20 protein-coding genes are annotated in these 22,997 nt (G+C 71.7%); 12 read left to right on the top strand and 8 right to left on the bottom strand.

Annotated elements, in window-relative coordinates; all coding sequences use genetic code 11:
* Positions 1–6: 6 nt before the first annotated feature.
* Both AC0665_RS06840 and AC0665_RS06835 read right to left on the bottom strand, forming a co-directional pair.
* On the bottom strand, positions 7–444 hold the full coding sequence (locus tag AC0665_RS06840; RefSeq protein WP_478704711.1) for an HD domain-containing protein: 438 nt from the start codon (positions 442–444) through the stop codon (positions 7–9).
* Between the two features lie 39 nt (positions 445–483).
* Positions 484–1,659 carry a SpoIIE family protein phosphatase gene (locus tag AC0665_RS06835; RefSeq protein ID WP_468409061.1) on the bottom strand — a complete coding sequence of 392 codons (1,176 nt, stop codon included), beginning with the start codon at positions 1,657–1,659 and terminating at the stop codon, positions 484–486.
* A gap of 162 nt (positions 1,660–1,821) precedes the next feature.
* On the opposite strand from AC0665_RS06835, the gene AC0665_RS06830 reads away from it, so the two are divergent.
* Positions 1,822–3,072, top strand: coding sequence for a GNAT family N-acetyltransferase (locus AC0665_RS06830; RefSeq protein WP_478704570.1), 1,251 nt, complete (start codon positions 1,822–1,824; stop codon positions 3,070–3,072).
* 13 nt (positions 3,073–3,085) lie between these two features.
* On the opposite strand, the gene AC0665_RS06825 is transcribed toward AC0665_RS06830, so the two are convergent.
* Both AC0665_RS06825 and AC0665_RS06820 read right to left on the bottom strand, forming a co-directional pair.
* A complete protein-coding gene (locus AC0665_RS06825) occupies positions 3,086–3,895 on the bottom strand; it encodes an Fpg/Nei family DNA glycosylase (RefSeq protein ID WP_468409064.1) in 810 nt (269 codons plus the stop codon).
* Between the two features lie 189 nt (positions 3,896–4,084).
* Positions 4,085–4,570: a ribose-5-phosphate isomerase gene (locus AC0665_RS06820; RefSeq protein WP_030836184.1), complete on the bottom strand. Its 486-nt coding sequence runs from the start codon at positions 4,568–4,570 to the stop codon at positions 4,085–4,087.
* A 279-nt stretch (positions 4,571–4,849) separates the two neighbouring features.
* Here AC0665_RS06820 and AC0665_RS06815 point away from each other — a divergent pair, with 279 nt between their 5' ends.
* Positions 4,850–6,340, top strand: a complete 1,491-nt coding sequence (locus AC0665_RS06815; protein ID WP_478507898.1) for an amino acid permease — start codon at positions 4,850–4,852, stop codon at positions 6,338–6,340.
* Between the two features lie 85 nt (positions 6,341–6,425).
* Here the strand turns inward: AC0665_RS06815 and AC0665_RS06810 are convergent, their stop codons facing one another.
* Positions 6,426–8,510, bottom strand: a complete 2,085-nt coding sequence (locus tag AC0665_RS06810; RefSeq protein ID WP_478704569.1) for a serine/threonine-protein kinase — start codon at positions 8,508–8,510, stop codon at positions 6,426–6,428.
* A gap of 162 nt (positions 8,511–8,672) precedes the next feature.
* Between AC0665_RS06810 and AC0665_RS06805 the strand changes: the two genes are divergently transcribed.
* On the top strand, positions 8,673–9,398 hold the full coding sequence (locus AC0665_RS06805) for a hypothetical protein (protein WP_478602283.1): 726 nt from the start codon (positions 8,673–8,675) through the stop codon (positions 9,396–9,398).
* Positions 9,399–9,482: 84 nt separating this feature from the next.
* Here the strand turns inward: AC0665_RS06805 and AC0665_RS06800 are convergent, their stop codons facing one another.
* Positions 9,483–10,103 (bottom strand): biotin transporter BioY, encoded by a 621-nt coding sequence (locus tag AC0665_RS06800; protein ID WP_478602281.1) that lies wholly within the window; start codon positions 10,101–10,103, stop codon positions 9,483–9,485.
* 448 nt (positions 10,104–10,551) lie between these two features.
* Here AC0665_RS06800 and AC0665_RS06795 point away from each other — a divergent pair, with 448 nt between their 5' ends.
* The 8 genes from AC0665_RS06795 to AC0665_RS06760 all read left to right on the top strand — a co-directional run bounded on the left by AC0665_RS06795 (position 10,552) and on the right by AC0665_RS06760 (position 19,178).
* Entirely contained in the window at positions 10,552–11,751 is a 1,200-nt protein-coding gene (locus AC0665_RS06795) for an ROK family protein (protein WP_478602279.1), read from the top strand.
* Positions 11,752–11,982: 231 nt separating this feature from the next.
* On the top strand, positions 11,983–13,038 hold the full coding sequence (locus AC0665_RS06790) for an ABC transporter substrate-binding protein (protein ID WP_468409076.1): 1,056 nt from the start codon (positions 11,983–11,985) through the stop codon (positions 13,036–13,038).
* The gene (locus AC0665_RS06785; protein ID WP_478602277.1) at positions 13,035–13,916 is read left to right on the top strand and encodes an ABC transporter permease; all 882 of its coding nucleotides are present in this window, start codon (positions 13,035–13,037) and stop codon (positions 13,914–13,916) included. Before AC0665_RS06790 ends, AC0665_RS06785 begins: the two co-directional genes overlap by 4 nt.
* Positions 13,892–14,626 (top strand): ABC transporter ATP-binding protein, encoded by a 735-nt coding sequence (locus tag AC0665_RS06780; RefSeq protein WP_363118821.1) that lies wholly within the window; start codon positions 13,892–13,894, stop codon positions 14,624–14,626. The genes AC0665_RS06785 and AC0665_RS06780 overlap by 25 nt, the downstream gene beginning before the upstream one ends.
* Positions 14,623–15,966 carry an LLM class flavin-dependent oxidoreductase gene (locus AC0665_RS06775; protein ID WP_478704568.1) on the top strand — a complete coding sequence of 448 codons (1,344 nt, stop codon included), beginning with the start codon at positions 14,623–14,625 and terminating at the stop codon, positions 15,964–15,966. The genes AC0665_RS06780 and AC0665_RS06775 overlap by 4 nt, the downstream gene beginning before the upstream one ends.
* A 34-nt stretch (positions 15,967–16,000) precedes the next feature.
* Positions 16,001–16,894: a TauD/TfdA dioxygenase family protein gene (locus AC0665_RS06770; RefSeq protein ID WP_478507905.1), complete on the top strand. Its 894-nt coding sequence runs from the start codon at positions 16,001–16,003 to the stop codon at positions 16,892–16,894.
* A 121-nt stretch (positions 16,895–17,015) separates the two neighbouring features.
* Positions 17,016–18,398 (top strand): amino acid permease, encoded by a 1,383-nt coding sequence (locus AC0665_RS06765; protein WP_468409087.1) that lies wholly within the window; start codon positions 17,016–17,018, stop codon positions 18,396–18,398.
* Positions 18,399–18,530: 132 nt separating this feature from the next.
* Positions 18,531–19,178: a superoxide dismutase gene (locus tag AC0665_RS06760; protein WP_468409089.1), complete on the top strand. Its 648-nt coding sequence runs from the start codon at positions 18,531–18,533 to the stop codon at positions 19,176–19,178.
* A gap of 144 nt (positions 19,179–19,322) precedes the next feature.
* Here AC0665_RS06760 and AC0665_RS06755 read toward each other — a convergent pair whose 3' ends face one another.
* The gene (locus AC0665_RS06755; RefSeq protein ID WP_468633654.1) at positions 19,323–19,946 is read right to left on the bottom strand and encodes a histidine phosphatase family protein; all 624 of its coding nucleotides are present in this window, start codon (positions 19,944–19,946) and stop codon (positions 19,323–19,325) included.
* Positions 19,943–21,415 (bottom strand): FGGY-family carbohydrate kinase, encoded by a 1,473-nt coding sequence (locus AC0665_RS06750; RefSeq protein ID WP_478704567.1) that lies wholly within the window; start codon positions 21,413–21,415, stop codon positions 19,943–19,945. The genes AC0665_RS06755 and AC0665_RS06750 overlap by 4 nt, the downstream gene beginning before the upstream one ends.
* A 158-nt stretch (positions 21,416–21,573) precedes the next feature.
* Here AC0665_RS06750 and AC0665_RS06745 point away from each other — a divergent pair, with 158 nt between their 5' ends.
* The gene (locus tag AC0665_RS06745; RefSeq protein WP_478704566.1) at positions 21,574–22,995 is read left to right on the top strand and encodes an ABC transporter substrate-binding protein; all 1,422 of its coding nucleotides are present in this window, start codon (positions 21,574–21,576) and stop codon (positions 22,993–22,995) included.
* The last annotated feature ends 2 nt before the right edge of the window (positions 22,996–22,997 follow it).

The following is a 22,997-nucleotide window of genomic DNA, read 5'->3' as shown; positions in this document are numbered from 1 at the left end:
CAGGGTTCATCCGACGAGACCGAGAAGGGCGCGCATCCGCGCGTACTTCTCGGTCAGTCGTGTGCGGGTCGCCTCGTCGAGGACCGCGAGGCGGGCCGGGTCCGCGTTGTGCGCCAGGTCCGCCTCCTTCACCAGCAGCGCGCCGGGCGTGGCGAGGATTCGCGCGGCGTACGCCTCGGGCGGCTCCCCCGCGCGCTTGGTGACCGCCAGGACGATGTCCTTGGTACGGCTGCTCAGCGCGGCGTCGCGCAGCCACTGCGCGGACAGGGCGTCGTCCTCGACCGCGTCGTGCAGCCAGGCCGCCGCGATCTGCTCCTCGTCGCCGCCCCGGGCCCGAACACCCTCCGCCACGGCCCGGAGGTGTTCGGCGTAGGGCTGTCCCGCCTTGTCTCTCTGGCCGGTGTGCGCGGCGCGGGCGGTGGCCTCCACCTGGTCCAGGGTCATGCGAGGTGTCTCGGTCACTGCTCCAGTGTGCCGCGTGCCTCAGCGGGCCGCGGCCGTCGGGCCCTCGCGGCAGATGAGCAGCAGCGCCCGGTCGTCGTTGACGTCCTTGGCCACGGCCTCGATGAGGTGCCAGGCGGCACCGTGGAAGCCGCCGGCGACATAGCGGTCGGCCTCGCCGGTGAGGCGGTCGATGCCCTCGACGATGTCGCGGTCGGCGGTCTCCACCAGGCCGTCGGTGAACAGCATCAGCACGTCGCCCGGGCGCAGTGAGCCCTTCACCGGGTCGAACTGGGCCCCGTCGTACACCCCGAGGAGCGGTCCCTCGGCCGCCTTCTCCTCCCAGCGGCCGCTGCCGGCGCTGAGCTGGAGCCCCGGCGGATGGCCGGCCGTGTAGAGCTCGTAGTCGCCGGAGTCCAGGTCGAGGACCAGGTGGATGGAGGTGGCGAAGCCCTCGTCCCAGTCCTGACGGAGCAGATAGCCGTTCGCGGCCGGAAGGAAGGCGTGCGGCGGGAGGGAGCCGAGGAGGCCGCCGAACGCGCCGGACAGCAGCAGGGCGCGGGAGCCCGCGTCCATGCCCTTGCCGGAGACGTCGGTGAGGACGACTTCGAGCGTGCGGCCGCCGTTGGTGCGCGCCGCCACCACGAAGTCGCCCGAGAAGGACTGGCCGCCCGCCGGGCGCAGCGCCATCTCGTGGTGCCAGCCGTCCGGCAGGTCGGGCAGCTTGCTCTGCACCCGGATGCGTTCGCGCAGGTCGAAGAGCATGGTGCCGCCGCGCCGCCAGGGAACGCCGACCCGGCTGCGGAACTGGGCCAGGAGCAGCCCGAAGAAGCCGCAGGCGGCGACCACGAGCACGATGCCCGGGGTGACCCTCGACGGGCCCTCGGTGTACGGGCCGAGCCACACCGACTCCACGATCAGCGCCGTCGCCGCCGCCGCGTACAGGCCTAGCAGGCTCGCCGGGCGCAGCAGCAGACCGCCGACGACGACGGGCAGGACCAGTGCGGCGGGTGAGAACCACACCGAGTTCGTCAGTGTCGCCGCCGCGATCACGGGAACCATGAGGAGCAGACCGGCCAGGGCGATCCAGTCGGAGCCGTTGCCCCGGAAGTAGTCCACGGCGGCTCGGCGCACGCCGACGCGGACCCGGTGCCACTGCTTCTTCAACCGGGCCGTGAACGTGTCGGCTGCCGAGCGCCGCTCTCGTCCTGATGCCATTAGTTCGGGACCCTATCCATCGGACCAGCCCCTTGGCACGGGAGGTCCCACTTGTCCCCCGTCCGAGGGCCGACTTCACAGTGAACTTCACCGCGCGCCCCGCCGTCGCCGCCCGGGAGAAATTGCCTCGCCCGTCCCGCAACGCCCTGGTAGGCATGGCTCATGGCGACTCACGCGAACGGCACTCCGACCGACCTGCGGGTCCTTCAGCGGGACGATTGGGACAAGTGGTACGACACCCTGGTCCGCGGGTTCGGAGGGGTGCCGGAGGCCGCCGAGGAGCGGGAATTGTGGCACTCCCTGACCGAGTTCGACCGTTCACTCGGTGTCTGGGACGGGGACGAGTGCGTGGGGACGGCCGGGGCGTTCAGCTTCCGGCTGACCGTGCCCGGCGGCGCGTCCCTGCCGGCCGCGGGCGTCACGATGGTCAGCGTGGCCGCCACGCATCGCCGGCGGGGGATCCTGACCTCGATGATGCGCCGGCAGCTGGACGACGTGCGCGCGTGGGGCGAGCCGCTGGCCGTGCTGACGGCGTCCGAGCCGGCGATCTACGGGCGGTTCGGGTACGGCGGCGCGACCTCTTCGGTGCAGGCCGAGATCGACACGAGCCGGGTGCGGCTGTCGGTGCCGGAGGGCACGGACGAGGTACGGGTGCGGTACGCGGCGCCGGCCGATGTGCTCGACGTGTGCGAGGCGCTGTACGCCCGGCTGGTCCCGCAGCGGCCGGGGATGCTGGAGCGGCGGCCGGGGTGGGAGCGGCTCGGGGTGCTCGATCCGGAGAGCGAGCGGGGCGGGGCGTCGCCCCTTCAGTGCGTCCTCGCCGAGCGGGACGGGGAGGCGGCCGGGTTCGCGCGCTTCCGCGTCAAGCCGAGCTGGGAGCCCTCCGGGCCCAACGGCTCGGTGATCCTGGAGGATTCGGCCGCGCTGGACCCGGCGGCGGACGCGGCGCTGTGGCGGTTCCTGTTCGGGATCGACCTGACCTCGACGCTCACCCTGCGGGGCCGGCCAGTGGACGACACCTGGCAGTACCTGGTGTCCGACCCGCGGCGGTGCGATGTGCGGCTGCGGGACGCCCTGTACGTGCGGCCGGTGGAGGTGGGGGCCGCGTTGCAGGCGCGGACGTATCAGGCGCCGGTGGATGTGGTGTTCGAGGTGGAGGACGCGTTCTGCCCCTGGAACACCGGGCGTTGGCGGCTGAGCGGGGACGCCAAGGGGGCGTCCTGCGAGCGTACGGCGGATCCGGCCGATGTCGCCCTGTCCGTGCGGGAGTTGGGCGCGGCGTATCTCGGCGGGGTGTCACTGGCCTCGCTGGGGGCGGCGGGGCGGGTGCGGGAGCTGCGGCGCGGGGCGCTGGCGGAGGCGTCGCTCGGGTTCGGGGTGGGGGTGCCGCCGTGGCTGCCCCACGGGTTCTGATGTCCGGGCGTGCTCAGGGACGTTGGCAGGCCGGGCACCAGAAGAGGTTGCGGGCGGCGAGATCGGCCGTGCGGATCTCGCCTCCGCAGAGGTGGCAGGGCAGGTTGGCCCTGCGGTAGACGTACACCTCACCGCCGTGGTCGTCCACGCGGGGCGGGCGGCCCATCGCCTCCGGGGTGTGCTCCGGGCGGACGGTGTCGATGCGGTTGTTGCGCACGCCCTCGTGCATGAGCTCCACGAGGTCGGTCCAGATCGCGTGCCACTCGGCGGGGGTGATGTCCTTGCCGGGCCGGTACGGGTCGATGCGGTGCCGGAACAGGACCTCCGCGCGGTAGACGTTCCCCACGCCGGCGATGACCTTCTGGTCCATGAGCAGGGCCGCGATCGTGGTGCGGCTGCGGCTGATGCGGCGGTACGCGGTGTCCGGGTCGGCGTCGTCGCGCAGCGGGTCCGGGCCGAGGCGGTCGTGTATCGCCCGCTTCTCCGGGGGTGTGATGAGGGCGCAGGTGGTCGGACCGCGGAGGTCCACGTAGGTGGTGTCGTTCGCCAGGCGGAGGCGGACGGTGTCGGTGGGGGGCGGTGCGGGGGCCGGGCCGAAGGTGACCTTGCCGAAGAGGCCGAGGTGGATGTGGATCCAGTCGGTGTCGCGGAAGCCGAGGAAGAGGTGCTTGCCGTGGGCTTCCGTGCGGGTGAGCTCCGCGCCGGTGAGGAGATCGGCGGCGGAGGCGAACTTGCCCTGGGGGCTGGTGACGCGCGGTCTCGCGCCGAGGAAGGCGGTGCCGTAGTCCTGGGCCAGCCGGTGAATGGTGTGGCCTTCCGGCATGGGTTCTCCTGTGATCGTCGCCCTCTCGCCGACCCGGCGCCCGGCCCGCTTCCGCACCTCGGGAAGCCGAGATCAATAAGGTCGGGGGGCTCCGGCCCGTCCTCGTGCGCGGGGCTCGGGCATTGAGCCCCGCGGACGCGGCGGACGGGTCGGCCCGCGCACGAGCGGCCCCGGGGGCCGCCCCGTGGCTTACTGCTGCGGGTGGTGCGGCGGGATCGGGGGCAGGTCGCCGGTCGTTTCGTAGGCCGAGAGCATGTCGATCCGGCGGATGTGACGTTCGTCACCGGAGAACGGGGTGGCGAGGAAGGTCTCCACGAACTTCGTCGCCTCGTCCTGCGAGTGCATGCGCGCGCCCACGGCGACGACGTTCGCGTTGTTGTGCTGACGGCCCAGGGAGGCCGTCTCCTCGCTCCAGGCGAGGGCCGCGCGGACGCCCTTGACCTTGTTCGCCGCGATCTGCTCGCCGTTGCCCGAGCCGCCGATGACGACACCGAGGGCGTCGGGGTCGGCGGCCGTGCGCTCCGCCGCCCGGAGGCAGAAGGGCGGGTAGTCGTCCTGGGCGTCGTAGATGTGCGGGCCGCAGTCGACGGGGTCGTGACCCGCCTCCTTCAGCCACTCGACGAGGTGGTTCTTGAGTTCGTAGCCCGCATGGTCCGAGCCGAGGTACACGCGCATGGGACGAGTGTGACATGGGTGTTTCGGGGAAGGCGCGCGGGGTGGCGCTCAGGAAAACCCGAGGAAAATGTGAGCCCCATTACGGAAGCTCAGGAAAACCTCAAGTAACAATCTGGATTCAAAGGTTCTCCTCACCGTTCGCCTCCGATTCACTGGACCGGCCCGTACACCGCTCGTACGAGCCCCCCGTACACCGGCATGCCGCGACACACCCCTGTTCGCACGGCGCGCGCGGTTCGTACGGAAGTACAGCTCCCCGGCGCAAAGGAAATCCGTTCCATGACCTCGCAGCCGACCATGAACAAGCCCGGAAACGACCCCGGAGGGCACGGAGAACCCGGAGCCCAGGGCTCCGGGCTGCAGGCCGGACTCAAGAACCGGCATCTTTCGATGATCGCCATCGGCGGTGTCATCGGCGCCGGACTCTTCGTGGGGTCCAGCTCCGGTATCGCCACCGCCGGACCCGGCATCCTGCTGTCGTACGCCCTCGTCGGCACGCTCGTGGTGCTGGTGATGCGGATGCTCGGTGAGATGTCGGCCGCCAACCCGACCTCGGGTTCCTTCTCCGCGCACGCCGACCGGGCGCTCGGGCCGTGGGCCGGGTTCTCCATCGGCTGGCTGTACTGGTTCTTCTGGGTGGTCGTGCTGGCCGTCGAGGCGACCGCCGGCGCGGTGATCCTGGAGGGCTGGATACCGGCCGTCCCGCAGTGGGGCTGGGCCCTGATCGTGATGCTGGTGCTGACCGCCACCAACCTCGTCTCCGTCGCCTCCTACGGCGAGTTCGAGTTCTGGTTCGCCGGCATCAAGGTCGTCGCCATCGCCGCGTTCATCGTCATCGGCGGACTGGCCGTCTTCGGGCTGCTGCCCGGCGTGGACAGCGAGCAGGCCGGGGTCGGCAACCTCACCGCGCACGGCGGCTTCCTGCCCCACGGGGCCGGCGCCATCCTCACCGGTGTGCTGCTCGTCGTCTTCTCCTTCATGGGCAGCGAGATCGCCACCCTGGCGGCCGGTGAGTCCGAGAACCCGCGGCAGGCCGTCACCAAGGCCACCAACAGCATCATCTGGCGTGTCGCCGTCTTCTACCTCGGTTCGATCGCCGTCGTCGTGTGCCTGCTGCCGTGGGACAGCAAGTCCATCACCAAGGACGGCTCCTACGTCGCCGCGCTCGACTCCCTCGGCATCGCGCACGCCGGTCAGATCATGAACTTCATCGTGCTGACCTCGGTGCTGTCCTGCCTCAACTCCGGTCTGTACACGGCCTCCCGCATGGCCTTCTCCCTCGGCCAGCGCGGTGACGCGCCGAAGGCCTTCGCCCGCACGACCTCCAACGGCGTGCCGCGCACGGCGATCCTCGCGTCCGTCGCCTTCGGTTTCGTCGCGGTCTTCTTCAACTACAAGTTCCCGGACTCCGTCTTCCTCTTCCTCGTGAACTCCAGTGGCGCCGTCGCCCTGTTCGTGTGGCTGGTGATCTGCTTCTCCCAGCTGCGCATGCGGAAGATCATCAAGGCCGAGGCGCCCGAGAAGCTCGTGGTGAAGATGTGGCTGTACCCGTACCTGACCTGGGCGACCGCCGCGCTGATCGTGTTCATCCTCGGCTACATGCTCACCGACACCGAGCACGACGGGCGCCAGACCATCCTGCTGTCGCTGCTCGTCGCCGCGGTGGTGCTCGTCATCGCCGTCGTCCGGCAGAAGCTCGGCCGAGGCCGGTCCGCCGTCGACGCCCCGCAGGCGCGGGACGCGGAGCGCAGCGAGGTCTCGGCCGGCTGAGCCATCCGGTCGCTCACCGTTCTCATGCCGTGAGCGGGGGCCCGTGGGACGTGCGCCGCACGTGCCACGGGCCCCTTTCGTCTGCCTACAGCACCGTGAAGCTGTCCTTGACCTTCTCGTAGGTGCCGAGCGCCTCCTGTTCGATCCCCTCCTCGTACCAGGTGTTGACCTGGTACGACTTGCCGGTCACGTTGAAGCCGAGCAGACGGGCGTGCCAGTGGACGCCCTTCAGCGTGAACGTGTACTCCCAGACCACCGCCGGGTGGCCGCGGAACGTCGTCTCCTCCAGGCGGATCTTGAGGTAGTCCTGCCCCTGCTGGGCGTTGCGCTCCGAGGTCTGCCAGGTCTCCAGCAGGTCGCCGCGGGCGAGGGAGGATTTGCCGACCAGTTCCTGGGAGCCCTCCGGCGAGGTGTAGTGCACCTCCGCGCCCGTCTGCACGTCCCGTCGCCAGCCCTCGGGCGTCGCCCAGGCGAAGCCGCCGGCCTCCCGGTGCGCGCCGGGCGGCAGGGTCTGCGGTCTGGTGGTGCCCTCGACGGTGGGCGAGAGGGTGGGCGAGGGAGTGGGGTCGCCGGCGGTGGGCGGTGCGGACGCCGAGGATCCCGCGCGGGGGTCGTCGTCGCCGCCGGGTGAGCCCGGGGACGTCGCCAGCAGAATGCCCGTGACGGTGGCGGCGGTGGCGAGAGCGGCAGCGGCGGTGATCACCGTACGGCGGTGTGTGCGGGTACGGGGGCGGGGGCGGGTGTGGGGGTGGGAGTGGGGCGTGGCCGGGACGGCCGGGCGGTGCTCGGTCGGTGCCTGTGCGCGGGAGAGGGAAACAGGGTCGGGGAGGTGGGGGGTTCCGGCCCGGTTGCCGGAACGGGCTGTGGCGGGTGGGGTTTCGGCGGTGGCTTCCGCGGGGGTGGGTGACTCCTGTGGGGGCGTGGGGAAGAGGCCCGGCGACTGCGACGGCGGCCGTTGAGGCTGCGGGTTCGGTGCCGGTGGTCGCCCGCCGAGGGTGGTGTCGAGATCAGGGGCGGGTGCCGGCTCCGGCGCCGGGGCGGACACGCCGCCCGCGCCCGACGCCGACTCCGCTCCGGGCTCCCGTCGCGGCTCCGGATCCCGTCGGGGTTCCACATCCCGTCGCGGCTCCGGCTCCCCCTGGCGTTCCCGCGCCGGCTCCGGCTTCCCTTCCGGCTCCCGCTCCCGCTCCCGCTGCCACTTCCCTTCCCGCTCCCGCTCCCGCTCCCGCTCCCGCTCCGACGCCGTCGGTTCCGGGGCCCGCGGTATCTCCGCGATCGTGGGTGTCGGGGTCGGGAACGCCACCGGTTCCAGGGCCGCTTCCAGGGTCTCCAGATCCGGGCGGACCGACGGTTCCTTGGCCAGCAGGGCGGCGAGAAGGGTCCGCAACGGGCCTGCGGCGACGGGCAGTTCCGGCTCCTCGTACAGGACCGCGTGCAGCGTCGCGAGTGTGGTGTCGCGGGAGAACGGGGAGCGGCCGCCCAGGGCCGCGCAGAGGGTCGCGCCGAGGGACCAGATGTCGGACGGCGGCCCCTGGGGATGGCCGGAGATGCGCTCGGGGGCCATGTAGTCGGGCGAGCCGACCAGCATGCCGACCATCGTGAGCGCCTTGGCGTCCTGGATCGCCGCGATGCCGAAGTCCGTGAGGACGGCCCGTCGTGTGCGGCCGGGACCGTTGCCGTCGGCGCGTACGGATCCGGCCACCCCGTCCGCGTGCTCCACGAGTACGTTTCCGGGCTTGATGTCGCGGTGCAGTACGCCCCGTTCGTGCACCTGCCGCAGCGCCGCGACCAGACCGAGGCCGATGCGGGCGGTCTCGCCGGGGCTCAGGGGGCCCGTCTGCGCGAGGATCCGTTCGAGGGAGCGGCCCGCCACCAACTCCATGACGATCCACAGGCGTTCGCCTTCGTCGACCACGTCGTAGACCCGTACGACGTTGGGGTGGTCGATGCGGGCCGTGGCCCGGGCCTCCCGCAGGGTGCGCTCGCGGCGGGTCCCGCTGTCCTCCGCGTCGAGTCCGTCGATCCGCATTTCCTTGACGGCGACCTGCCGGTCGAGTATTTCGTCGGCGGCTCGCCACACCCGCCCCATTCCCCCCTGACCGATACTCTCGACCAACCGATAGCGTCCCGTCACCAATTTCCCTGGAACACCGCCGCTGTTCGCATTCACCGGCAATCCGCTGCACCCCCTCCACGCCCCCGTGACCGACTCCAGTGAAACACAACGGTCACACTTCGCGCCGTACCAGGATAGGGCGGTGAAATCTTGTGGTACCTCTTTCAATGCTGCGAATTCAGGCGCAGTCCAGGGGGACGCAAGGGGGGGCCGAACATGAGTTCTCGTCGTAGGGCGGCGGTCACGGGATCGCTGGTCATGGCATCTTTCTCGGCGGTGATGATCCTTTCCGGCACGGCCGGCGCGGAGGATGAAGGGCCGCCGAGCGGCAAGGGGGGAAAGGCGGTTGACGAGGCGCCGGCGGGAGTGAAGCTCACGACGCTGCTGCCGGCGAAGATCTCGGTCGACAACGACTCGGAAAAGACGGCGATTACCGCCACGGTGAAGAACGAGGGGAGCAAGGACAGCGGAAAGATCAGGCTGTTGGTCGTCGGATTCGACGGGCTCACCGTCAAGGGCGTCGAGGGCTGCACGGCGATACCCGGGAACGCACTTCCGGAGGGCTCGAACAGCGGATTCGCATGCCCGATCGACAATCTCGCGGCCGGTGAGTCGAAGTCGTACGCCGTGGACGCGACGTTCGACCTCGGCAAGACCGGGAAGGTCTGTCTGCCCGTGCAGACGGGCGACGGGAAGAAGACGTTCTGGCAGCAGGGCCCGGTGCCGTTCGGTACGAGCAACCCCTCGCCCGACGCCCCGGCCACGCCGCTGCTGCTCGGGACGGACAACAAGCCGGCGGGCCCGGGCCGCAAGGAGCTGCCTAAGACCGGTCCGGCCCGTGACCTGCTGCCGCTGGGCGCGGCCGGTGCGTCGCTGATCGCGGCGGGCGTGGCCGGAATGTGGTGGTCGCAGCGACGGCGGCCGGGGGCTCGGGAGGCCTGAACCAGCCGCTGTCGCGCCGTGCGGAACGCGCAGAGGCCCGCCGGGGGCATCGCCGCGGCGGGCCTCTGCGCGACTCCTGTGCCGTCAGCGCTTGTTCGCGAACTTCCAGGCCGTCGGGAGCACGCCCATCGCGAGCGCCGCCTTCAGTACGTCGCCGACGAGGAACGGCGTCAGGCCGGCCGCGATCGCGGCGGCTGCGGACATGCCGGTGGCCAGGGCCAGGTAGGGCACGCCGAGGGCGTAGATGATCGCCTCGCCCACCAGCATCGCGCCCGCCATGCGCAGCATCGAGCGGTCCGCCCCGCGGCGGGCCAGGGCGCCGACGACGGTCGAGGCGAGGATCATGCCGAGGATGTAGCCGAAGGAGGGGGCGACGCCGGAGGAGGCGCCGGCGAACCACGGCATGCCGGCGATGCCCGCGACGGCGTACAGCGCGAGCGCCAGGAAGCCGCGGCCGGCACCGAGGGACGTGCCGACGAGCAGCGCGGCGAAGGTCTGGCCCGTCACCGGCACCGGGGAGCCCGGCACGGGCACGGAGATCTGGGCGGCGAGGCCGGTGAGCGCGGCGCCGCCGAGCACGAGGGCCGCGTCCCGGACACGGGAGGCTGGGAGCAGGTCGGCGAGGACCTGTCCGATGGGGGTCCCCCCTGAACGAGCGGAGTCGAGCTCTTGGGGGAGGGCGGGTGTGGCGGCGGCGGTGCTCATGGGGACTCCGCGAAGGTGAGGGCCGGTGGGACTCCGTGACGCTATCCCAGCGCCCGCGCTGTGATCACCGTCAGCGCCCGACAAAGGCGTGGACCGGCGGATGGTCGACTCCTGACAAAGGATGCCGGTTACACCGAGGACGGCGTGATGCCGGTCACGGTGCTGAGATGGTGCGTGCCACGCGGCCGGGTCCTCGGGCGTCTGTAGGTTTCCCCCAAAGGCTCCGCGTCGCCGTCTCGCCCGTCGGTCGCCGTCTGGGCAGCCCCGGGCCGTTTTGCTAGCGTCACGCACATGGTTGCCCAGGCCCGGTACTTCTCGTCGCGTCGCTACGTCGACCTGCGACGCCAGGGCACGGCCACCTGTCGCCGCCCGGTGTGAGGCGGGGCGGAGGGATCCGGCTCGCCGCACGAGACGGCGCAGTGTCGGACCGGCCTCCAGGAAGATTCCCATGCCCCGTACCGCGGCTCCCCTTCTGACGTCCCCCATCCCCCGTGTCGCCGACAGCGACCGGCGCCGTACCAGTGCGAGCGTCGTCCTGCGGTCCGTGCTGGAGCACGGGCCCGTCGCCCGCAGCACCATCGCCCGGCTGACCGGCCTGTCACCGGCGTCGGTGACCGACTACTGCGCCCGGTTCGCCGAGCGGGGGCTCATCCGCGAGTCCGCCGTGCCGCGGCGGTCCAAGGGCGTGGGGCGGCCGCATCTGCCGGTCGACCTGGACGACTCCCGGTTCGTGGTGGGCGGCGTGCATGTGGCGGTGCCGTACACCACGGTCGCGCTGCTAGACCTGCGGGGGCGGGTGGTGGCCCGCTGCGAGGTCGCGCACCAGAGGACCGAGCCCGCGCGGGTGCTCGCCCGGGCCGCGGACGCGCTGGCGGCGCTGCTCGCCGGGGCCGCGGGTGGCAGGGCGCTGGGCGTCGGGTTCGCCGCGGGCGGCTGGGTGGACCGGGACTCGGGCACCGTCGTGGAGCATCCGCTGCTGGGCTGGCGCGAGGTGGCGGTGCGGGAGGTGCTCGGGGCACGCACCGGGCTGCCGGTCCATGTGGACGGCCACGCGCGGGCGTTGGTGAACGCGGAGCGGCTGTTCGGCGGTGTGCGGGGCAGCGGCAGTGTGCTGCACCTGTTCGCGGGCAACATGGTCGACGCCGCGTTCACCACCCACGACGAGGTGCACCACGGGCCGCGTTCCCAGGCCGGGAGGATCGCCCATCTGCCGGTGCCGGGCGGCACGGAGCCCTGCGCGTGCGGCCGGGTGGGCTGCCTCCAGGCCGAGTTGAGCGAACGGACGCTGTGCCGGCGGGCCCGTGAGGCGGGCGTCGCCGACGGGACGAACCCGATGCATGTGCTCGGCGCGGCGGCGGCCGGTGACCCGGTGGCCGTGCGGCTGCTGCGGGATCGCTCGCGGCGCGTGGGGCGCGCGGTGGGGTTGCTGCTCGACGTGCTCAATCCCGAGCGGGTCGTCGTGACGGAGATCGGGGCCATGCACCGCGAGGACTGTCTTGCCGCGCTGCGCGACGAGGTGGGGCCCGCACGCGCCGCGACCGTCTCACCCCTCAGTTTTCCGGATTCCGCACTGGCCGTGGCGGGTGGCGCGGTGGCTCTCGACGTTCTCTACCGGGATCCGCTGGCCGCGTCACCTGAGGCTATTTAATTCAGAAACTCGGAATGTTGACAGAGCCGGGCGCTGACCAGGAACATCCTGTTCATGAGCCCGCTCACGAGCTGTCGCACCTTCTGTTGCTGACCCGTTGACGCGCCCCCGGCGCCCCTTCGCGGAGCGCCTTCTCCTTTCTTTGTGACATTCGCGTGAATTCCTTTTGCAGGCCTGTTCCTGCCTGAATTCCGCATGCTGTGCCGCCTTCCACACCCAGGGAGCCCCATCATGTCCTCGCCCCCCGTTCCCGGTCTCGACCGGCGTCTGTTCCTGACCTCGCTGCTCGGCGTGACGGCCGCGGCGGCCGGACTGAGCGGCTGCGCGGACGACAGCGCCGCAGCCGAGGCGGCCTCCGACGCTCCCCTGGCCTCCAAGGTGCCCGCGGGGACCAGCCTGAAGATCGCCTCGTACCAGAACGCGCAGCAACTCCAGTTCAAGCTGGCGGGGTTCCGCGATCTGCCGTTCAAGGTGTCCAGCTGGCTGAACATCGGCGCGGGCCCCGATGTCATCAACGCCTTCCGCGCGAAGTCCCTGGACGTGGCCAACAACGCCGGGATTCCGCCCATCCAGGCGCATTACCAGGGCTTCGACGCGAAGATCGTGGCGATCAACATCACCCGCAAGCCCAACTACCTCTTCGCCACCAAGCCGGGCAGTGACATCCGCACGGTCGCCGGATTCAAGGGCAAGCGGCTCGCCTTCTCCCAGGGCCAGGCGCAGGGCGTCGTCCTGCTGCGGGCGCTGAAGAAGGCCGGGCTGGCCTACGACGACGTGGAGCTGGTGCCGCTGACCAGCAACCAGTTCCTCACCGCCCTGCAGTCCGGGCAGGTGGACATCGCCCCGCTCGCCAACACGCAGGCGCCCGCGTATCTCACGCAGTACAAGTCCGCCCGCACCATCACCACCGACGTGGTGGACCTGCTGAATCTGCTGTGGGCGCCGGTCTCGGTGCTCAACGACCGGGCGAAGGCCGCCGCGGTCGCCGCGTACATCCCGTACTGGGCGAAGGGCCAGGTGTGGACGTACGAGCACCCCGACGAGTGGAACGAGCAGTTCTACGTCGGGACGCAGAACCTGACCCTCGCCCAGGCCGAGGCGGTGACCGCACTGGCCAACAAGCCGCTGTTCCCGCCCCGCTGGGACGAGGCCGTCCAGTGGGAGCAGGAGACCGCCGATCTGCTCGCGGAGGGCGGCTTCGTGAAGAAGTTCGACGTCTCCGAGCTGTTCGACCACCGCTTCGAGTCCCTCGCGGCCCAGGCCGTGCCCGCGGAGTACCGGAGGTGACCGCCGTGACCACGACCACCCACACGTCGACGCAGACGTCGACCACCACGACCGCCGCCCCACCGCTCGCCCCGGTCGCAGAGGCGCACCAGGTGCGCAGGCGCCGGCGGCTGGCTCCCGGCAGGCGGTTGCCCGCCACCCGGCTCGTCGGGCCCGCGGCCGTCCTCGCGTTGTGGAGCGTCGCCTCCGCCGCCGGGCTGCTGGACCCGGGCGCGATCCCGGCGCCCTGGACGGTGCTGGAGACCGGCAGCCGGCTGTGGACGGCGGGAACGCTGCCGGACGACATCCTCACCTCGTTGCAGCGCGCGGCCACCGGGTTCGCGATCGGCCTGGTCGTGGGGATCCTGCTCGCGCTGGCGTCCGGGCTGACCCGGGTCGGCGAGGCCCTGATCGACGGGACGGTCAACCTCAACCGGGCGATCCCGACCCTCGGTCTGATCCCGCTGTTCATCCTCTGGCTGGGCATCGGCGAGACCTTCAAGATCGCCATCATCGCGATCGTCGTCTACATCCCCGTCTACCTCAACACGCACGCCGCGCTGTCCGGCATCGACAGCCGCTACGTCGAACTCGCCGAGGTGCAGGGCCTGTCGAAGCTCCGGTTCATCCGGCAGGTGGTCGTCCCCGGCGCCCTGCCCGGCTTCTTCGTCGGCCTGCGGCTCGGGGTCACCGGCTCCTGGCTGGGCCTGGTGGTGCTGGAGCAGATCAACGCCACCAGCGGACTCGGCTACATGATGTTCCAGGCGCAGAACTACGGCCAGACGGACGTCATCCTCGTCGGCCTGGTCGTCTACGGCATCTTCGGCCTGATCTCCGACAGCGCGGTCCGTATCGTCGAACGGAGGGTGCTGTCATGGCGCCGCACACTGAGCAGCTGACCCGGCCCGCCGTCCAACTGCGCGGCCTGACCAGGTCGTTCGAGGGGCGCACGGTCCTCGACGGCATCGACCTCGATCTGCCCGCCGGGCAGCTGACGGCCCTGCTGGGGCACAGCGGCTCCGGCAAGAGCACCCTGCTGCGGGCGATCGCCGGACTCGACCACGGCGTCACGGGCTCCGGGCAGCTCACCGCGCCCGAGCGGGTGTCGGTGGTCTTCCAGGACTCCCGGCTGCTGCCCTGGCTGCGGGTCCTCGACAACGTGCTGCTCGGCGCGGAGGGCAAGGACGCCGGACGCAGGGGCCGGGCGGCCCTGGAGGAAGTGGGACTGAAGGGCCGCGAGCGGGCCTGGCCGGGCGAGTTGTCCGGGGGCGAGGCCCAGCGTGCCGCCCTGGCCCGGTCCCTGGTGCGTGAGCCGGAACTGCTGCTGGCCGACGAGCCGTTCGGGGCGCTGGACGCGCTGACCCGGATCCGGATGCACGGGCTGCTCAGGGAGCTGTGGGAGCGGCACCGGCCCTCGGTGCTGCTGGTCACCCATGACGTGGACGAGGCGATCGTGCTCGCCGACCGGGTGCTCGTCCTGGACGAGGGCCGGATCGGCCTCGACCTGACCATCGACCGCGCGCACCCGCGGTCGTACCGCGACCCCCTGCTCGGCGAGTACCGGGAACGGCTGCTGGCCGCGCTCGGTGTCACGGAGGACCACCGATGACCCGCAGACAGCTCCACCTCAACGCGTTCCTGATGAACACCGGTCACCACGAGGCGTCCTGGCGGCTGCCGGAGAGCGACCCGTACGCGAGTGTCGACCTGGCCCACTACGTGCGGCTGGCGCGGATCGCCGAGCGGGGCACCTTCGACTCGCTGTTCCTCGCCGACGGCCCGCAGCTGTGGAGCAGCGTGGGACAGCGGCCCGCCGGAGCGCTGGAGCCGATCACGCTGCTGACCGCGCTGGCGACGGCGACCGAGCACATCGGCCTGATCGCCACCGCCTCCACCTCGTACAACTCGCCCTACAACCTGGCCCGCAAGCTCGCCACGCTGGACCACCTCAGCGGCGGCCGGGCGGGCTGGAACATCGTCACGACCGCCGGGGCCGAGGCCGCCCGCAACTTCGGTCTGGAAGCGGAGCCGGCGCACGCCGAGCGGTACGCCCGGGCCGCGGAGTTCCTCGACGTGGCGCTGAAGCTGTGGGACAGCTGGGAGGACGACACGATCGTCGCCGACAAGGCGGCGGGCGTGTGGGGCGACGACACGAAGATCCATCCGCCGCGGCACCGGGGGCGCTTCTTCAGCGTCGAGGGCGCCCTCAACGTGCCCCGCTCACCGCAGGGTTATCCGCTGCTCGTGCAGGCCGGCTCCTCCGAGGACGGCAAGCGGTTCGCGGCCCGTTACGCGGAGGCGGTGTTCACCGCGCAGCAGACCATCGAGGACGCGCGGGCCTTCTACGCCGACCTCAAGGCCCGGACGGTCGCGGCCGGCCGGGACGCCGACCACATCAAGGTGCTGCCGGGCATCGTGCCGGTGATCGGCTCGACGGAGGCCGAGGCGCGGGCCGGTGAGCGGGTCCTGGAGGACCACATCGTGCACGCGCACGGCGTGCGGCACCTGGAGCGGTTGCTGCACCTGGACCCGGACACCCTGGAGCTGGACGGCCCGCTCCCCTCCGGCCTGCCGCCGGAGAGCGCCATCGAGGGCGCCAAGAGCCGCTACACGCTCGTCGTGGAACTGGCCCGGCGCGAGCGGCTCACCGTGCGGCAGCTGATCGGGCGGCTCGGCGGCGGGCGCGGGCACCTCACCTTCGCGGGGACGCCCGAGCAGGTCGCCGACACCATCGAGCTCTGGTTCGGCTCGGGCGCCGCGGACGGCTTCAACATCATGCCCGCGGTGCTGCCGTCCGGCCTGGAGGCCTTCGTCGACCACGTCGTCCCGATCCTGCGCGCCCGCGGGCTGCTGCGCACCGAGTACGGCGGCACCCGCGCCACCCTGCGGGAGCGCTACGGCCTTCCCCGGCCCGCCAACCAGCACGTCGTCGCCCCCGCCCTCGTCTGACCCCTCTTCCGGTCCCTGTCGAAAGGAACCCGTCATGGCCATCGAGATCCACAAGGTCACCGCGCACATCGGCGCCCGCGTCGAGGGCGTCGACCTCACCCGGCCCCTCGACGCGGAGACCTCCACCGCCCTGCGCGAGGCGCTCAACACCCACAAGGCCCTGGTCTTCGACGCGCAGGGCCTGGACGACGCGGGCCAGCAGGCCTTCGTCCGGCACTTCGGCGACATCACCACCGCCCATCCGACGGTGGCCGCCGTCGACGGCGCCCCGAACGTGCTGCCCGTCGACAGCGAGGGCGGCCGGGCCGCCAACCACTGGCACACCGACGTCACCTTCGTCCTGAACCCGCCGCAGGCCACCAGCCTGCGCAGTGTCACGGTCCCGCCGTACGGCGGCGAGACGCTGATCGCCAGCTCCGCCGCCGCCTACCGCGACCTGCCCGCCTCGCTGCGCGCTCTCGCCGACACCCTCTGGGCCGAGCACACCAACGACTACGACTACGCGGTGCCCGAGGAGGAGGTCGACGAGGAGCAGGCAGCCCGGCGCGCCCAGTTCACCTCGATCAAGTACCGCACCGTCCACCCGGTCGTCCGCGTCCATCCGCTGACCGGCGAGCGCGGGCTGTTCATCGGCGGCTTCGCCCAGCGGATCGTGGGCCTCTCCCCGGGCGAGTCCCGCAAGATCCTCGACCTGCTCCAGGCGTACGTCATCCGGCCGGAGAACATCCTGCGCCACCGCTGGTCGCCGAACCAGCTCGTCCTGTTCGACAACCGCATCACCCAGCACTACGCCGTCGACAACTACGACGGCCTGCCGCGCCGCCTGCACCGGGTGACCGTCGCCGGGGACGTCCCGGTCGGCACCGAGGGCAAGGAGAGCTACGTCATCGAGGGCGACGCCTCGCACTACACGCCGGTAGCCGCCTAGCCACACAGAGCGACACGACTGTCCGGATGGTGGGATGCCTCTCCGTGCCGGTGGAGAGGCATCCGAGACTGGCGGCGTTTTTGCCCTCGTACGCCTCTCACCCACAGGACGAGCCGCGCCCATGCCCAGCAGCACCACCCAGGGGACGCCGACCAGTACGGACGACGCCTCCCTCTCCCATGGCCTGAAGCAGCGCCACCTGTCGATGATCGCGCTCGGCGGGGTGATCGGAGCCGGTCTGTTCGTCGGCTCCGGTGCCGGCATCGCCGCGGCCGGTCCCTCGATCGTGGTCGCCTACGCCCTCTCCGGCATCCTCGTGATGCTGGTGATGCGGATGCTCGGCGAGATGTCGGCCGCCCATCCGTCGTCGGGGTCGTTCTCGGCGCACGCGGAGCGGGCGATCGGCCCCTGGGCCGGGTTCACCGCCGGATGGTCCTTCTGGGTGCTGCTGTGCACGGCCGTCGGCCTGGAGGGCATCGGCGCCGCGAAGATCGTCAGCGGCTGGCTGCCGGGCACGCCGGAGTGGGCGTGGGTGGCGCTGTTCATGGTGGTCTTCTGCGGCACGAACCTCGCGGCCGTGAAGAACTTCGGCGAGTTCGAGTTCTGGTTCGCGGCCCTGAAGGTCGGCGCGATCAGCCTGTTCCTGGTGCTCGGCGTCCTGGCGATCGCCGGTGTCCTGCCCGGCACCGACTCCCCCGGCGCGAGCCACCTGACGGACTTCCTGCCGAACGGCGGTGAGGGCCTGGTCATCGGCCTGCTCGCGTCGGTCTTCGCCTACGGCGGCCTGGAGACGGTCACCATCGCGGCGGCCGAGTCGGAGAACCCCGTCAAGGGCGTCGCGAGCGCGGTCCGCACGGCGATGTGGCGCATCGCGCTGTTCTACGTCGGCTCGATGGCCGTCATCGTCACCCTGGTCCCCTGGGACTCCGAGGCGGTCGTGGAGAAGGGCCCGTACGTCGCCGCCCTCGACGAGCTCGGCATCCCGGGCGCCGGCCAGCTGATGAACGTGGTCGTCCTGGTCGCCCTGCTCTCGGCCATGAACGCCAACATCTACGGCGCCTCCCGCATCGCCTACTCGCTGGTGGAGCGCGGCCAGGGCCCGAAGGGGCTGGGCCGGGTCTCGGGCGGGGTGCCGCGGATCGCCGTGCTGGCGTCGTCCGTGTTCGGCTTCCTGTGCGTGCTGCTGAGCTACTGGCGGCCGAACGACGTCTTCGCCTGGCTGCTGAACATGATCGGCGCGGTCATCCTGGTCGTCTGGATCTTCATCGCCGTCTCCCAGCTGCGGCTGCGCCGCCGGCTGGAGCGCGAGGCTCCGGAGAAGCTGGCCGTGCGCATGTGGGCGTTCCCGTGGCTGACGTGGGTGGCGCTGGCTGGCATGGCCGCGGTCTTCGTCCTGATGGCCCGGGAGCCGGACACGCGCGTGCAGCTGTACTCGACGGGCGGGATGATCCTGGTCCTGGCGGCCGTCGGGTACGCCTGGCAGAAGGCCCGCGCCCGGCAGTAGGCACCTCACCCTCGAAGGCCCCCGCGACACACGCGGGGGCCTTTCACGTGCCCGGCCCGCCTCGATCATCTCTTGCTGCTAGCGTGCAGTTGCAAGTAAGTTGCAATAAGAGGTCCGGAGGGGATCCCGCCCATGCCCGTCTACACGCTGCCCGAACTGCCCTACGACTACTCCGCGCTCGCCCCCGTGATCAGCCCCGAGATCATCGAGCTGCATCACGACAAGCACCACGCCGCCTATGTGAAGGGCGCCAACGACACGCTGGAGCAGCTGGCCGAGGCGCGGGACAAGGAGACGTGGGGGTCGATCAACGGGCTGGAGAAGAACCTGGCCTTCCACTTGTCCGGGCACATCCTGCACAGCATCTACTGGCAGAACATGACCGGCCCGAAGGACGGGGGCGGCGAGCCGCTGGCGCAGGACGGGGTGGGGGAGCTCGCGGACGCCATCACCGAGTCCTTCGGGTCCTTCGCGCGCTTCAAGGCGCAGCTGTCCAAGGCGTCGGCCACCACGCAGGGTTCGGGCTGGGGCGTGCTCGCCCACGAGCCGCTGAGCGGGCGGCTGATCGTGGAGCAGGTCTACGACCACCAGGGCAACGTCGGCCAGGGCGCCACCCCGATCCTCGTCTTCGACGCCTGGGAGCACGCCTTCTACCTCCAGTACAAGAACCAGAAGGCCGACTTCGTCGAGGCGATGTGGCAGGTCGTCAACTGGCAGGACGTGGCCCGGCGTTACGAGGCGGCCAAGTCCCGGGCGGACGTGCTGCTGCCGGCGCCGTGACGACGGCGTCGTGAAGCGTCCTGCCTCGTGATCGTCTTCTCACCTTTCACGCACGGCAGGCGGAGAACGGAAGACCCCCGCGAGGACGTGACTCGCGGGGGTCTTCCGCGCGGGACGCCGGGTCGCGGCCCCGGGCTCCTCGCGCTACGGCACATCCGCCTCGCACGGCACGTTGAGCGACAGGAGTGCGGCGGACCCGTCGGGGTGCATGCGCAGTTCGCTGATCGCCGCGTTCCGCAGCCGCGGGAGCAGCCTGCGGTACTCGCTCACCGGGATCGACAGCAGCGTGCACAGCACCAGCCGCAGCAGGGTGTTGTGGGCGACGACCAGGACGCGTTGGCCCGGGTGGGCGGCCGCGATGTCTTGCAGGGCGCGCACCCCGCGAGCGGCCGCCGTCAGCGGGTCCTCGGCGCCGGGGAAGGAGTGCTCCACCGGGTCGGCACGGTAGGCCGCGGCCCACTCCGGGTCCTCGGCCTCGAACTCGGCGAGCGTACGGCCCTCCAGCACACCGAAGTCGCATTCCCGCAGGTGGGGTTCGCTCTGCGAGGTGAGGCCGAGGGCGCGGCAGGCGGGCTCGGCGGTGGCGACGGCCCGGGACAGCGGGGACGTCCAGATCGCGTCGACCGGGTGGGCGGCGGCCCACCGGCCCAGGGCCTCGGCCTGGGCGCGGCCGGTGTCGGTGAGGTCGATGTCGCTGATGCCGGCGTAGCGGTTCTCGGCGTGCCAGACGGTCTGTCCGTGCCGGACCAGCAGAAGGGTCGTACTCATGATCCGGAAGTATCCCGGCTCAGCGCGCCGAGCGCGTGCGCGGCGAGCGGGCCGGGCAGCCAGCCGCGTTCCCGCAGGGCGCCGACGAGCCGCGCGTACGGCTCGGCGAAGACCGCCGTGCGGCCCGGGCGGGGTTCCAGGACGGCCCGGACGCGGACCATGCGCTCGGCGACGTCCGCGAGCGCACCGGCCTGAGACGCCCCGTGCGCGGCCAGGGCCGCCATGCCGAGGGCCGGTTCCGTCTGCTCGGGCACCCGGGCCGGGCGGCCCAGGATGTCGGCGCGCAGCTGGTTCCAGTACGGGCTGCGGGCGCCGCCGCCCGTGAAGGTGAGCGGGCCGTCGACAGGGGCGCCGAGGTGGTGGAGGTAGTCCAGGCACAGGCGTTCGGCGAAGCCCACGCCCTGGAGCAGCGCGGCCCACAGGTCGGCGTCGCCCGCCGGGTCACCGAGGACGAACGCGGTCGCCTCGGGTGCCCGGAACGGGAACCGCTCGCCCGGCGAGACCAGGGGGTAGGCGATCGCACTCGACGGTTCGAACGTCCTGGCCGCTCCGTCCATGGCGGCGGGGTCGGCGTCCGGGAAGCGGGCGGCGAGCGCTCCGGCTCCGACGCTCGACGCCCCGCCGGGCAGCCAGGTGCCGTCCGGGGCGCGGTGGTTGTAGACCACCGCGGTGGGGTCGCGCACCGGGTCGCGGGCGGCGCCCTTGAGCACGAGCGTGGTGCCGAGCACGGAGTTCCAGGAGCCGGGCCGCAGCGCGCCCGAGGCGATCTGGGCCGCGCAGCCGTCGGTCATCCCGGCGAACACCGGCGTGCCGGCGGGGATGCCGGTGGCGTCGGCCGCGGCCGGGCAGACCTCGCCCAGGCGCGTCCCCGGGCTGACGACACCGGGCAACAGGTCGTCCGGCATGCCCAGTTCGGCCAGGGCCGCCCCGGGCCAGCGGCCGCCCTCCACGTCGTAACCCGTCTTCAGGGCATGGCTGGAATCGGCCGGGGGCGGCTCGCCCGTCAGCCGGGAGACGATCAGGTCGGGCTGGTGGGCCAGACGCAGCGAGGTGCCGCCGTACTCCCCGAGCAGCCACAGCGCCTTCGGCAGGGCCCAGGTGTCCTGGACGGCGAGCCCCGCCTCACGGGCCCGCGCGGCCTGGGCCTTCGCCCGTCCGTCGTCGTACATCAGGGCGGGGCTCACGGGGCGGCCCGAGCGGTCCGTCAGCAGCACCGTGCCGGAGGTGCCGCACACCGCGAGTCCGGCGACCTCCAGGCCCGGGGGCGCGGAGCCGAGGGCCGTCCGGGACGCCGTGCACAGCGCCGCCCACCAGCGCAGCGGGTCCTGCTCGTGCCGTACCCCGTCCCGCCGTCCGGTCAGCGGGGCCGAACCGCTGCCGAGGACCGTGCCGTCGGCGGTGACGAGCAGCACGCGGACGCTCTGCGTGCCCAGGTCCACGCCCAGCCAGCCCGCACCCTCGTCCACCATCCGGAACCTCCCGTGCCGTCGCAGCCGGAGCTGTGAACTTCTCACTGTGCCCCGATATTTTCCCGTGCGCGAGGGATTGACGCCCAACTTCAGCCGTTCCACGCTCTGTTGACGAGTCACGACTCGACGTGTTGACCAGGCTCCACGCGGAGGTACGGATGGACACGCACGTGCACGACCGCCGGCGCTTCCTCGCCCTCGCCGCCGGGGCGGCCGCGGTCCCGCTGCTGACGGCCTGCGGCGCCGGTTTCGGCGGGAACGACGACAAGGGCGACGGCTCGGCGGCGGACGACGTCACCGGTTCCTTCGACTGGAAGCGGGAGAAGGGCACCACCGTCAAGGCCCTGCTCAACAAGCACCCGTACACGGACGCCCTCATCGCCGACCTGAAGTCGTTCACCGCGCAAACCGGCATCGAGGTCGAGTACGACGTCTTCCCCGAGGACAACTACTTCGACAAGCTCACCGTGGACCTGTCCAGCGGCCGTGCCTCCTACGACGTGTTCATGCTCGGCGCGTACATGGTGTGGCAGTACGGGCCGCCGGGCTGGCTGGAAGACCTCGGGCCCTGGATGCGCAACTCCTCGGCCACGGGCGCCGAATGGGACCAGGCGGACTTCTTCCCCAACCTCCTCCAGGCCGACCAGTGGTCACTGAAGGCGGGCGCGCCGCTGGGGCAGGGCGGTCAGTACGCGCTGCCGTGGGGCTGGGAGACCAACGTCGTCGCCTACAACACCGAGGTGTTCCGCAAGCTCGGCGTGAAACCGGCCGACACCTTCGACGAGCTGGCCGAACTCGCCGGCACCATCAAGCGCAAGGCGCCCGGCGCCGGGTTCGACGGGATGTACGGGATCGCCGTGCGCGGGTCGCGGAGCTGGGCCACCATCCACCCCGGCTTCATGACGATGTACGCCCGCAACGGGCTGAAGGACTTCACCGTCGACGGCGGGAAGCTCACGCCCGCCATGAACAGCCCCGAGGCCGTGGCCTTCACCGAGGACTGGGCGCGGATGGTGAAGCAGGGCGGGCCGCCCTCCTGGACCTCCTACACCTGGTACCAGTGCTCCAGCGACCTGGGCGCGAAGAAGGCCGGGATGCTGTTCGACGCCGACACGGCCGCCTACTTCCAGGCGGTGAAGGGCGCGAGCCCCGCCTCCGGGAAGATCGCCTTCCACCCGGGGCCGAAGGGGCCGGACGGCTCACTCGCCACCAACATGTGGATCTGGTCGCTCGGCATGAACGCCAAGAGCAGGGAGAAGAGCGCCAGTTGGCTGTTCCTGCAGTGGGCGACCGGCAAGGAGCACCTGCGCGAAAGCGCCATCAGGCACAACCACATCGACCCGGTGCGCAGGTCGGTCGCCGACGACGCCGCCTACAAGGACAAGATGCGGCACCTGCCGGGCTTCCTGGAGACCTTCGAGACGGTCGTCGACCAGACGAAGATCCAGTTCACCCCGCAGGCGCAGTTCTTCGACGCGACGACCAGCTGGGCCGCGGCCCTCCAGGAGATCTACGGCGGCCAGGGCGCGAAGTCCGTCCTGGACGGGCTGGCGGACGACCTCGCCGGCAAGGTGGGCTAGCC

It is taken from the genome of Streptomyces sp. NPDC043685 (assembly GCF_056436585.1).
Note: the sequence above shows the minus strand (reverse complement) of the source record. Positions and strands in the feature narration are given on the sequence as shown.

What these genes read in the sequence shown, in the direction of transcription:
- AC0665_RS06775 (WP_478704568.1), top strand. Translation starts at nt 14,623, where the DNA reads ATGACCCGCAGACAGCTCCACCTCAACGCGTTCCTGATGAACACCGGT.
- AC0665_RS06795 (WP_478602279.1), top strand. Translation starts at nt 10,552, where the DNA reads ATGCCCCGTACCGCGGCTCCCCTTCTGACGTCCCCCATCCCCCGTGTC.
- AC0665_RS06805 (WP_478602283.1), top strand. Translation starts at nt 8,673, where the DNA reads ATGAGTTCTCGTCGTAGGGCGGCGGTCACGGGATCGCTGGTCATGGCA.
- AC0665_RS06770 (WP_478507905.1), top strand. Translation starts at nt 16,001, where the DNA reads ATGGCCATCGAGATCCACAAGGTCACCGCGCACATCGGCGCCCGCGTC.
- AC0665_RS06830 (WP_478704570.1), top strand. Translation starts at nt 1,822, where the DNA reads ATGGCGACTCACGCGAACGGCACTCCGACCGACCTGCGGGTCCTTCAG.
- AC0665_RS06780 (WP_363118821.1), top strand. Translation starts at nt 13,892, where the DNA reads ATGGCGCCGCACACTGAGCAGCTGACCCGGCCCGCCGTCCAACTGCGC.
- AC0665_RS06790 (WP_468409076.1), top strand. Translation starts at nt 11,983, where the DNA reads ATGTCCTCGCCCCCCGTTCCCGGTCTCGACCGGCGTCTGTTCCTGACC.
- AC0665_RS06815 (WP_478507898.1), top strand. Translation starts at nt 4,850, where the DNA reads ATGACCTCGCAGCCGACCATGAACAAGCCCGGAAACGACCCCGGAGGG.
- AC0665_RS06745 (WP_478704566.1), top strand. Translation starts at nt 21,574, where the DNA reads ATGGACACGCACGTGCACGACCGCCGGCGCTTCCTCGCCCTCGCCGCC.
- AC0665_RS06840 (WP_478704711.1), bottom strand. Translation starts at nt 444, where the DNA reads ATGACCCTGGACCAGGTGGAGGCCACCGCCCGCGCCGCGCACACCGGC.
- AC0665_RS06800 (WP_478602281.1), bottom strand. Translation starts at nt 10,103, where the DNA reads ATGAGCACCGCCGCCGCCACACCCGCCCTCCCCCAAGAGCTCGACTCC.
- AC0665_RS06750 (WP_478704567.1), bottom strand. Translation starts at nt 21,415, where the DNA reads ATGGTGGACGAGGGTGCGGGCTGGCTGGGCGTGGACCTGGGCACGCAG.
- AC0665_RS06825 (WP_468409064.1), bottom strand. Translation starts at nt 3,895, where the DNA reads ATGCCGGAAGGCCACACCATTCACCGGCTGGCCCAGGACTACGGCACC.
- AC0665_RS06820 (WP_030836184.1), bottom strand. Translation starts at nt 4,570, where the DNA reads ATGCGCGTGTACCTCGGCTCGGACCATGCGGGCTACGAACTCAAGAAC.
- AC0665_RS06755 (WP_468633654.1), bottom strand. Translation starts at nt 19,946, where the DNA reads ATGAGTACGACCCTTCTGCTGGTCCGGCACGGACAGACCGTCTGGCAC.
- AC0665_RS06760 (WP_468409089.1), top strand. Translation starts at nt 18,531, where the DNA reads ATGCCCGTCTACACGCTGCCCGAACTGCCCTACGACTACTCCGCGCTC.
- AC0665_RS06835 (WP_468409061.1), bottom strand. Translation starts at nt 1,659, where the DNA reads ATGGCATCAGGACGAGAGCGGCGCTCGGCAGCCGACACGTTCACGGCC.
- AC0665_RS06765 (WP_468409087.1), top strand. Translation starts at nt 17,016, where the DNA reads ATGCCCAGCAGCACCACCCAGGGGACGCCGACCAGTACGGACGACGCC.